This is a genomic window from Mycobacterium szulgai, assembly GCF_002116635.1.
Classification (GTDB): Bacteria; Actinomycetota; Actinomycetes; order Mycobacteriales; family Mycobacteriaceae; genus Mycobacterium; species Mycobacterium szulgai.
The window spans coordinates 33267-45511 of record NZ_LQPW01000153.1; the positions used below are offsets into that span (position 1 = coordinate 33267).

Here is a 12245-nt window from a genome sequence, read left to right on the forward strand (position 1 = left end):
GATCGGGGGAAGCTCGGGGTAAGCATTGAACACACGTCGACTAGAAGGGGGCGGGATCGCGATGACCGTTGCTATCTGTCCCGCTTGCGGGTACCCCACACTCGGACCAGCCCTGTGCTACTACTGCCGCCCCATGACAGTTGAAACACGAGGCGCGGCCACCGTGCCGATTCCTGCTCTCGCGGGGCGCCCATCTCAGGCCACCTGACTAGCGAAACTAGCGAAGATACGACGCGAGTTGCTGGCCGAACAATGTCAGCGGTTTCGGGTTGAGCATCTCGAAATGTGTGGAATCGACGAGATGTTCGGTGATGTTGCCGGCAACGTATGGTCGCCACATCGTCTGAAGCCCTGCGCCGTCGCCGCGCTTCTCCGAGAAGATGATCATGTCGCCGTCGAATACATCCGGGACATGTTGTGAAAGAAGCCGAATACTGGAATTCATATTATTGACCATGGTCTCCACAATCGGCTGGGGCGGGAGTGAAAATTCCGTCATCTCGTGGCGCTGCGATATTAGCTCCGCCTGCTGATAAGTGAGTACTCGGGATTCTCCGCCGATATTGATGCCATTCATCTGCAACAGAGTGATGAGTAAACTGCTTTCGGTAACCAGCTCTGAGTCTTTATCGATGGTACCGGTACCAGCTGGGGCCAGAATCGCATCTAGGACGAGCAGGCGCCGCACCGCACATCCTCGTCGCTGCAGCTCGACGGCCACCTGATGTGCCACGACGCCGCCAAAAGACCAGCCCAAAAGATGGTACGGCCCAGTGGCATGAAACTTTTGAACCGTGTCGGCGTACTTTGCGGCGATATCGCGGATTGATCCAAGCCATTCCCCGTTTGGTGGCAGCGGGAAGCCGATGACGGGACAGTTCACATATGCCGCCAGGTTCCGGTATTGCCAGCTGAATCCTCCTCCAGGAGGGGGGCAGAACAACGGAATTCCATCACCCTGTTTGGCTATCTCAAGTAATTCAGGTGGCGCGGCTTCGATTGGACCGTCCAGCCGCCGGCGCAGCCCTGCAATCGTCGGCGCCTCAAACAACGCCCGCACCGGAACATCGGCGTCCAAAGACGCATTGATCGCGGCTATGGCCCGCATCGCCGACAGGGAATCGCCACCGAGATCGAAAAACGAGTCCTCGACCCCAACCCGCTCGAGTCCCAACACATTCGCATAGATACCGGCCAGGGTCTCTTCCACCGGACCGTTCGGCTCCCGAAACCTGTCGGTATCCCCGTAGTAAGGGGCTGGCAGGGCGTGGGTGTCGAGTTTGCCGTTGACCGTCAACGGCAGTTCTTCCAACACCACAACCGCCGCGGGCACCATATAACCCGGCAATCGACTCGCCAACGCGACACGTGCCTGCACCGGATCGACTGTCCCGGTGACATAAGCGACCAGGCGTCTTTCTTCGGGTCCGTCCTGGCGGGCGATCACCACCGCCTGTTCCACCCCATCCAGCTCGGCCAGCGCGGCCTGTACGTCACCGAGCTCGATGCGATACCCGCGGATCTTCACCTGCTTATCCCCGCGCCCGACGTAGTCGAGTTGGCCATCAAGACGCCACCGCACCAGGTCTCCGCTGCGATACATGCGCGTGCCGCGCCCGCCGAACGGGCACGCCACGAACCGCGACGCGGTCAAGGCTGCCCGGCACCAATAGCCCAGTGCCAGACCAGAACCCGCCACGTACAACTCGCCGACCACGCCGGCCGGCACCGGACGCAGCGATGCATCCAGCACAAAAAATGCCAGATGCGCCAACGGCACTCCGATCGGGCTGGCACCGCTGGTGGTGTCGCTTTCCACGATCTGCCGGAACGAGGCGTGCACCGTCGTCTCGGTGATGCCGTACATGTTGTCCAGGCACGGCAATCCCGGGTGCTTGTGCAGCCACGTCCCGAGACGGTCTGGTTGCAGCGCCTCGCCGCCGAACACCACCGCACGAAGGCTCAGCTGCTGTCCCGGATCCTGCCTGCGCGCGTCGACGGCCTGCAGCGCGTAGAACGCCGACGGCGTCTGGCTCAAGATGCTGACTTCTTCGGCAATCAGGATGGCGTACAGGTCCTCTGGTGAGCGCACCACCTCTTCGGATATCACCACCAGCCGGCCGCCACTGAGCAGCGCACCCCAGATCTCCCACACCGAATAGTCGAAGGCGTAGGAGTGGCACTGTGTCCACGCCTGCCCCGGCACCAGGTCCATTTCGGCATCCAGTGCTGTCAGTAGCGCGGTGACGTTGTGGTGGGCGATGGCTACCCCTTTGGGCACGCCGGTAGTGCCCGACGTGTAGATGAGGTAGGCGATGTCATCGGCGCGCGGTGCCGGGGGGGCCGTGCTGGGTTGGCTGGCAAGAGCGGGGTTTCTGACATCATCTTCGACGTCGATGACGGGCAGGTCGTACCCGTCCAGCCGGGTGCGCAGTCCGGTAGTGGTGATCGCGGCGATCGGCGCGGCGTCGGCGAGCATGAACTCGATGCGCGCCGCCGGGTGCGCGGGGTCGATCGGCAGATAGGCCGCCCCGGTCTTGAGCACCGCCAGTATCGCCACGATCGCCTCGGCGGATCGGGAAAACAGCAGGGCGACAAATTGTTTCGGGCCTGCGCCATGAGTGGCCAGTAGGTGCGCCAACCGGTTTGTCGCCTCATCAAGCTCCCGATATGTCCACGAGCGCGCTCCGTTGCTAAGCGCTACCGCCTCCGGGGTGCGCGCCACCTGCGCGGCGAACAGCGCCGGAAGCGACGCCAAAGCTGGCGGGGCCTGGGACGCTAATACCGCTCGGTTGCCCCACTCGTCCAGCCGGGCATGCTCAACCTCATCGAGCACATCCACCGACGAAAGCAACCGTGCCGGGTCGGAGGTCATCACCGTCAGCACACGCTCTAGCCGCTCAACGAGCCGCGCAATGCTGGCAGCGTCGAACACGTCGGTGCGGTATTCCACCGTGCCGCCGATGCCGGCGGGCTCACCGGTGTCGCTAAAGCGTTGTGCCAGTGAGAAAACCAGGTCCATGCGGGCGGTGTGGGTGTTCACCAGGATGGAATCGACTTTCAGATCCTCCAGCACCAATTCGGCCGGGGGATCGTTTTGCCAGGCCAATATCACCTGGATCAGCGGGTGATGAGTCAACGACCTTCGCGGATGGAGTTTGTCCACCAGCACCTCGAACGGCACATCCTGATGCCCGAACGCTTCCAGGCTGCGCTCACGCACCTGGGCCAGCAACTCGGTAAAGCTCTGAGCACCGGCTACCTGGACCCGCAACACCAACGTGTTGACGAAAAATCCGGCCAACTCATCCAGCGCCGGGTCATCACGACCGGCCACCGGGAAGCCCACCGCGACATCGTTGGTCGCCGCGATCGTGGACAACAGCACGCTCAGGGCGGTCTGGATCACCATGAAGCTAGTGGCATCGTGCTCGCGCGCCACCCGGGCCACCTGCTGCTGCAGCTGAGCTGACCATTGCACCCTGACAGTGGCGCCGCGGTAGTCAGCCATCGGCGGATAGGGCCGATCGGTGGGCAACTGTAGCCAATCGTCCATGTCCGCCAACGCTTTAACCCAATAATTCACTTGAGTGTCGAAAGCGCTGCTGCTGTCGGCGAGCTCGCCCAGAATCGCGCGCTGCCACAAGGTGTAGTCGACATATTGCACCGGCAGGCTAGGCCAATCCGGGGCCAGCGCTGAGCACCGACTGGCATAGGCCACACCCAGGTCGCGCACCAGAGGTCGCAAGGACCAGCCGTCCGCCGCGATGTGATGGATGACGACCGCCAGCGCGAAGTCGTCGTCACTAACCCGGAAAAGCTGGGCGCGCAACGGGATTTCGCTCGCCAAATCGAAACTGTAGTGTGCCGCCGCGTCGATGGCTTCATGTAACCGCCATTCCGGCCACGCGGCCGAATCCGTTACCTGCCAACCGAAGTCGATGCCCTCAGCGGGCAGGACTACCTGTTGCGGTACTCCCGCGACCGCCACAAATATTGTGCGCAGGCTCTCATGGCGCGCCACCACATCAGCCAATGCCAGGCGCAGCGCATCGATATTCAGCCGCCCGCGCAACCGCAATGCCCAAGCCAGGTTGTAGACGGGCGAGGGTCCCTCTAACTGATCGATAAACCACAACCGGCTTTGCGCGAACGACAGCGGAATCACCGGCGGTCGCTCGGTTGCCACCAATGGTGTACGCCTTGCCGCCCCCGCGCGCCCGGCATCGATGTGCTCCGCTAACCGGGCAACGGTCGGTGCGTCGAACAGGTTGCGCACCACGAGCTGGGCGCCGAGGGAGGAGTTGACCGCGGCGATCATCCGCATCGCCAGCAGCGAATCTCCGCCTAAGTCGAAAAACGACTCATCCACGCCGACGCGGTCAATACCCAGCACCCGCGCATAGATGCCGGCAATGGTCTCCTCGACGGGCGTCGCCGGCGCCCGGTAACGTTCGGCGTCGCCGTACTCCGGTGCCGGCAGGGCGCGTTTGTCGAGTTTGCCGTTGACGGTCAACGGCAACGCCGGCAAAACCACCACCGCCGCCGGGATCATGTACGGCGGCAGCCTGTCCGCCAGCGCCTCGCGCGCCCAGCGGGTATCCACCGTCCCGGTGACATAACCGACCAGCCGCTTCTTGCCGGGGCTGTCCTCGCGGGCGATCACCGCTGCGGTCTCTACCCCCGAGAGCTGCGCCAGGGCGGATGCGACCTCGCCGAGCTCGATGCGATACCCACGAATCTTGACCTGCTCGTCGGCTCGCCCGACATAATCCAGCTGTCCATCAGTGCGCCACCGCACGAGATCCCCGGTGCGGTACATGCGCGCACCAGGTCCGCCAAACGGGCACGCCACAAACCGCGACGCCGTCAACCCCGGCCGGCGCACATATCCGCAGCCCACCCCGCGACCCGCCACATACAACTCGCCGACCACGCCCGCCGGTACCGTCCGCAACCACCCGTCGAGCACGAAAAACGCTGCCCCTGACACCGGTCTGCCAATCGGCGGCACCCCTGACCCGGGGAGCAACGGCGCGCTGGTCGAACAGGTGATGGTGGTCTCGGTGGGGCCGTAGCCATTGACCATCAATCGCCCCGGCGCCCACTTGTCGACCACCTCGGCCGGACAAGCCTCGGCCCCGACGATCAGCGCCAGCGAATCCAGATCCTGCGGCGATAACACTGCCGCCGCCGACGGGGTTTGGATTAACACCTCGACTTGTTCAGCCACCAGCGCGGCGTGCAGGTCCGTCGCCGAGCGTGTCACCGACTCGGGGACCACCACCAGCCGCCCTCCGTGCACCAGCGCACTGAAGATCTCCCACACCGAGGTGTCGAATCCGTACGAAAACCATTGCATCCAAACCTTTCCCGGCGCCGACGCCGGGCCCGCATTCGATGCCCGGAGGAGCTGGGTCACGTTCTGGTGGGTGATTGCCACACCCTTTGGGGTGCCGGTGGTGCCCGAGGTGTAGATCATGTAGGCGATGTTGTCGGGGGCCGGCGCCGGCAAGGCGGTGCAGGGGCCGGCGGCCATGCGGGGGGCCTCGATATCAAGCACCAAAAGGTCGTGTCCGGCCAGTCGCTTCCGCAGGGAGGTGGTGGTGACCGCGGCCACCGGACGTGCGTCCTGCAGCATGAACTCCACCCGCGCCTGGGGGTGCATCGGATCGATGGGCAGATACGTTGCCCCGGTTTTCAGCACCGCCAGAATCGCCACGATCGCCTCAGGAGAGCGGGTGAACAGCAGCGCCACGCTGGTGCCGGGTACCGCTCCGTGCTCGATCAGTAAGTGCGCCAATCGGTTAGCGGCCTCGTCGAGCTCGCGGTAGCTCAGCGAACGCTCGCCCGACACCACGGCGACGGCCGCCGGGCTGCGCTGCACCTGCGCGGCGAACATCTCCGGAATCGACAGTGGCGTGGCCGGCTCGGCCAAGGCCGCTAATACCGCACGGTTGCCCCACCCATCCAGGCGGGTGTGCTCATCCTCGTCGAGCATGTCGATCGACGACAATGCTCGGGCCGGATCGGCCGCCATCGCCACCAACACCCGCGCCACCCGGTCCGCCAGGTCGGCGACGTCGAGACCCGTTGGCGCGGCTAGCACACCCGAGTTGACGGTGGTTTCTACCCGCAGCGTCAACTCCCCGGCTATCAGTTCGACAACGACGGTGACCGGAAAATGTGTCGGGCTAACCACTTCCGACAAATGGAAAGTCGCGGCGCCGGCAGTCAAGTCGTTGACGAACAGCCCGTCGGACGGAAAGTTCTCGAATACCAGTAGGGTGTCGAACATTTCGCCGACCCCGGCGAGCTGACGCAGCCAGGCATGGCTGAAGTAGGCGTGCTCACGCAGTCGGGCGGCATCCCGCTGTACGGTCGAGCAGTGTTCGGCCACACTTGATTTGGGGTCGAGCCGAACGCGCAGGGGCACGGTGTTTATAAGCAGACCGACCATCGATTCGACACCGGCCAGTTCGGTAGGCCGACCCGAAACCGCGACCCCGAAGACCACGTCTTCGCGGCCGGTCAGCGCGGACAACACCAGCGCCCAGGCGACCTGCGTCAGCGTGTTCACGGTGACCCCGCAGTTGCGCGCACAGTCGACCAGGCCAGCGGTTGCAGCCGTGTCCAGTACCAGCTTTGCGCGCTTGGGTAACCCGCCGGAGGGTGATGCTGACACGGCCTCTGATAGCAGCGTCGGTGCCGGCAGACCCGCGAGGTGCTCGCGCCAAACCTGTTCACTGGGCGCCAGGTCGCGCCGGTTCAGCCAGCCGATGTAGTCGCGATACGGTCGCGGTGCAGGAGCAAGCGCAGCAACATTGCCGCCCGCGTGGTACAGGGTGAAGAGCTCGCCGACGAACAGTGCCAGCGACCAGCCGTCAAGCACAATGGCGTGGACGGCAATGTGGAATCGCCAACGCGCATTGGGCAATTCGAGGAGCAGGAAGCGGATAGCCGGACCGCGTTCGAGGTCGAATCCGCGTCGTTGTTCCTCGGTCTCCAACGCAGCCGCCGCCTCCGGGTCGACCTGCAGCTGCCGCCACGGCAGGTCCACTTCAGACGGCACTACCTGTACCGGATGGGGCAGGCCATCAGTGATGAAACTGACTTGCACATTCCGGTGGCGATTGAGCGTCGCCGACACGCAGTCGCGCAACAACTCGGCGTCTAGAGATCCGGACACGTCGACGGCCACCCTCATCACGTAGGGGTCGTCAGCCGGTGTGTCGTTGAGGAGGGCGAACACCAACAGCCCCTGTTGCAGGGGACTGAGCATCATGACGTCGTCTAGGCCGGATGCCTGCAGAGCCGTCAGCTCCGCGGGCGATAATCCCGACATGCTCATCGGCGGGTAGCGGACGTCATCATCGTTCAGCCCGAAAGTGTCACTGCCAGACTCTGTTTCAGCCTCGTCCAAGGCCGCGGCTAGCTCCATGATGGTGCGGTGCTCGAAGACCATCTGTGGGGACAATGGCAGGCCCGCTGCCCGGACACGGTTGGCCAATTGCAAGGAACTGATGCTGTCACCGCCGAGGGCGAGGAACTGATCGGTGCGCCCGACGTGCTGGACGCCCAGGACCTGCTCGATGGTTGCGGCAAGGGTTCGTTCGGTATCGGTGCGCGGCGGTTCGCTCGACGCGTTGCCCTGCGTCGTCGACGTCGGCGGCCGAGCAGCACTGCGGGTGCGTGGCGGGGCGTTGCCGTTCACCGCAGGGTCAAGCCAAAGCCGCTTGCGCTGGAAGGCATATGTCGGCAGATCCACGCGTCGGGCGCTCGAGCCCGCGAACGCGCTGGGCCAATCGATTGGCGTACCACAGACATACACCCTGGCCAATTCCGCTGCAAACGATAGTGTTTCGTCGGATTCAGATTGCTGCAACAATGCCGGACCGATTTCGAGGACATTGTCAACCTCGCCCGGCGCCCGGCCGTCATCTGTACCGGGCACAGATTCTTTCAGTCGATCAACCCAATATTCGGGGCGACTCAGCACAGCGCTCTCGACAGGCTTGCCCGTCACCCCCGAGATGATCCCGATCGTCGGGGTTAGGTAACTCAGACGCTCGCACACCGCGATGGCATCTGCGGCCGTGGCCGCTACCAGAGCACACGTGTCTGCCAGGGACCACAAGCCGGCCACGTAGGCGGCGGTGATTTCGCCGGCGGAATGTCCCATTACGAAGTCCGGGCGGAAACCCCAGGACTCGGCGAGCCGGAAGAGCGCAACCTCGATAGCAAACAAGCGCGCCGGTCGCTCAAGCCGTGTGCCGAAGAAAGAGCACACTTCGTCGAATGCGTTGGCATATAACGGAAAACTTGCATACAGCTGGTCTCCGACACCCAGCAATTGTCCGCCGTCGCCAGGAAATACGGCCGCAGTTCTCGTGGACACACCTGCTACGCCACGCACCACAGCCGATGACGCCGCGTCCGTCGCCAACGCTCGCAAGCCGCCGAGCAATGCGTCGCGATCCCGCCCGACGATGACTGCGCGATGCTCGAACTGCGCTCGAGAACTGGCCAACGAGAACCCGACGTCGAGTGGACGCAAATCAGAATTCTGCTCAAGCAGCTTCACCAGCCGAGCGGCCTGCATCGGCAGTGCCTCTTCGGATTTCGCGGTAACCACCCAGGGGATAACCGGGATAAGTTCATCGTTCGACGCATCATCAGTGCCATCCGCGGTAGGCACTTGCGGAGCTTCTTCGATGATCAAGTGCGCGTTGGTGCCGCTTAAACTAAATGCCGACACACCGGCCCGACGCGCCTCACCCCGGCGCGGCCACGGCTGCGGCGCGATCGCCAGCGAAACGCTTTCCGGTGACCAATCCACGAATGGCGCAGGTTCTTTCGCGTGCAGTGTCGGCGGAATGACGTCGTGGCGCATCGCCTCGATCGCCTTGATAACTCCGCCAACGCCGGCCGCGGCCGAAGTATGGCCGATATTCGATTTGAGCGAACCGAGCCATACCGGCCGACCTGGCGGCCGGTTGCGGCCGTAGGTCGCCATCAGTGCGCCCGCTTCGATCAGATCGCCCAACATTGTGCCGGTGCCGTGTGCCTCCACCATGTCCACCGAAGCCGCTTCAACGTCGGCATTCGCCAGTGCCTGTCGGATCACCCGCTGTTGTGCCAAGCCATTCGGCGTCGTCAGCCCGTTGGACGCCCCGTCGTGATTAACCGCCGAACCCCGTACTAGGGCCAATACCCGGTGGCCGTTCTCGCGTGCGTCCGAGAGCCGCTCCAACAACAGGACGCCGACACCCTCAGCCCACCCGATACCGTCGGCGGCTGCCCCGAATGACTTGCACCGTCCGTCGGCAGCCAGCGTTTGCTGTCCCGGGATCTGGGTGAAAACTGCCGGAGTCGACATCACCGTCACTCCGCCGGCCAACGCCAACGAGCACTCACGTAATCGCAGGGATTTCACGGCTTCGTGGATGGCTACCGAGGACGATGAGCACGCAGTGTCGAGAACAAGCGTTGGCCCCTCAAGGCCTAGGAAATAAGAAATCCGCCCGGCAGCCACGCTGGGCGCGTTGCCGGTCGTCAAGTAGGGCAAGCCGGCGTCGGGGATCTCATCCTCGGGCTCAGTACCCCCTCGGATGTTGGGCATCATTCCGAGGAAGACCCCCGTGTCGCTTCCCCGAACCGCCGCCGGATCGATACCCGCTCGTTCGAAGAGCTCCCACACAGACTCAAGTGCAAGTCGCTGCTGGGGATCCATAGTCAAGGCTTCGGGCCAGCTGATCCCGAAGAATGCCGCATCAAAGTCGGCGGCGCCGGACACAAATCCACCAAAGCGCACATGGGAATTGCTGTCGGCGTTCCAGCCGCGATCGGTCGGCCAGCCCGACACCAGATCGCGGCCCTCGGCGACGGCGCTCCATAAATCTTCAGGCGAATCCAGCCCACCGGGGTAGCGACACGCCATGCTCACCACAGCGATCGGCTCTCGCAGGCTTACGAAGTCGTTGAAATCTTTGAGCGTTTTCTGATGGCTTTGTGGCTCCGTGCCCTTGGGTGCCAGGGAAAAAAGCTTGTCCAGTAGGCCCGCGTCACGGAGCTCGTCGACCGGGATGGACCCAAGGGTGCGCCGCAGAGTTTCCTGGTCGGCTTGCCCGAGCCGCAGCTTTGCTTCGTCGGATTCGGACTGGATGCCGCCGAGTTGTTGGTGGAGGTGGTGGGCCAGGGCACTGGGGGTGGGGTGGTCGAAGATCAGGCTCGGCGCCAGCTTCAGGCCGGTGTGTTGCGTTAGGGCGTTGCGTAGTTCGAGTGCGGTCAGCGAGTCGATGCCGAGGTCTTTGAAGGGCTGTTCAGGGTTCAGGCTGGCCGGGTCTGGGTGGGCCAAAACGGTGGCGGTGGTGGTGACGACCAGGGTGGTCAGGGTGTGTCGTTGTCGGTCGGGGGTTTGGCTGGCGAGTTGGGTGGTCAGGGTGTGTGGGCTGGCGGTGGCCGCCTGGGGGCGGGTGGTGGTCAGTGCCGACAGGATCGGCGGTATGTCGGTGCGCCGGCTTAGAGCTCGCAGATTCAGCGGGGCCAGGACCAGCGCGGGTTGCTGGTAGGTCAGGGCGGCGTCAAACAGGGCCAGGCCGTGTTGGGTGGTGATCGGGGTCAGGCTGGCGCGCCCGATGCGGGCTTGATCGAGCTGACTGAGGTGGGCGGTCATTTCCGAGGCGCTTTGCCAGTAGCCCCACGCGAGGCTGGTGGCCGGAAATTGGTGGCGGTGTCGGTGGTGGGCCAGGGCGTCCAGGACGGCGTTGGCTGCGGCGTAGTTGGCTTGGCCGGGGTTGCCCAAAGTGGCTGCGGCCGAGGAGAACAGGACGAACGCCGCCAGGTCGTGTTCTGCGGTGAGGCGATGCAGGTGCCAGGCGGCGTCGGCTTTGGCGGCCAGCACGGTGTCGAGTTGGGTTTCGGTGAGTTCGGTGACGACGGCGTCGTCGAGGACGCCGGCGGTGTGGATGACCGCGGTCAACCGGTGTTGGGTGGGGATGGAGTCCAGCAGCGTGGCCAACTCCGCGCGGTTGCTGGTGTCGCAGGCGGTGATCGTGACCTGTGCACCTAGTTCGGTCAACCGCTGGGCCAGTTCCTCGGCGCCCGGGGCGGCTGCCCCGCGGCGCGACACCAGTAACAGATGCTTGATCCTGTGCTCGGTGATCAGGTGCTCGGCGAAAACCCCGCCCAGCATCCCGGTTCCTCCGGTGATCAAAACGGTCCCGTCAGGATCGAGTTCGCTGGGGGGGATGAGCACAATCTTTCCGGTGTGCCGGGCTTGGCTCATGTCGCGGAAGGCTTGTGGGGCTTGCAGCAGGCTGTAGGTGGTTGTGGGCAACGGCGCCAAGATGCCCGCGGTGAACAGGTCGGTCAGCGTGGCCCATGCCTGGTTCAGGTCTTCGGGTCTCGCCGTCTGCAGGTCGTAGGCGTGGTAGGTCACGCCGGGATGAGCGTCGGCGATTTCGTCGGCCACGCGGATGTCGGTCTTGCTGATTTCGATGAAAGACCCACCGCGAGAAAGCAATCGCAGCGAAGCATCGACGAAGTCGCCGGCCAAGCTGTTGAGGATCACGTCCACGCCCTGGTGGTCGGTGGCCGCGGTGAAGGCGTCGGCGAAATCCAGCGTGCGCGAGGAGGCGATCTGCTCGGGCGGGACTCCTAGGTTGGTGAGTATCTGTTGTTTGTTGGGATGCGCGGTCGAAAAGATTTGCGCCCCAAGGTGGTTGGCAATCTGGATCGCGGCTTGGCCGACGCCGCCGGCGCCGGCGTGGATGAGGACCCGCTGGCCGGCAGTCAGCCCGCCCACCTCGACTAGGGCGATATATGCGGTCAGAAACGCGACCGGCACCGACGCGGCCTGGGTAAACGACAATCCCGCTGGGATGGGAACCACCATGCGATGATCGGTGACCGCCGTCGGGGCAAAGGCGTTGGCGGGGAACAACCCCATCACCGCATCCCCGCACTGCACACTGTGCACATCGTCGGCAACCTCGACGACCACCCCGGCAGCTTCACCGCCGAGGCCCTCGTATGGGATAGCGCCTACAGCGACGACCACGTCGTGGAAGTTCAAGCCGGCAGCGCGGATCGCCACCCGGATCTGCCCGGGAGCCAGCGCGGTGGGCTCAGTTGGCACCAAGGCCAGATTCGCTATGTCGCCCTTGCCGGTGGTGTCGAGCTGCCAGGTGGGGGTGGGTGGTGGTGTCAGGGTGGTGGTTCGGGTGAGGCGGGGGGTGTGGATG

1 protein-coding gene and 1 pseudogene are annotated in these 12245 nt (G+C 64.2%); both read right to left on the minus strand.

Annotated elements, in window-relative coordinates:
- Positions 1–217: 217 nt before the first annotated feature.
- Complete coding sequence (locus AWC27_RS33335) at positions 218–12004, minus strand: non-ribosomal peptide synthetase/type I polyketide synthase (RefSeq protein ID WP_211281695.1); 11787 nt, start codon at positions 12002–12004, stop codon at positions 218–220.
- Positions 12005–12007: 3 nt separating this feature from the next.
- Positions 12008–12139 (minus strand): annotated as a pseudogene (locus AWC27_RS33340) (hypothetical protein); the annotation flags it as partial.
- Positions 12140–12245: the final 106 nt, after the last annotated feature.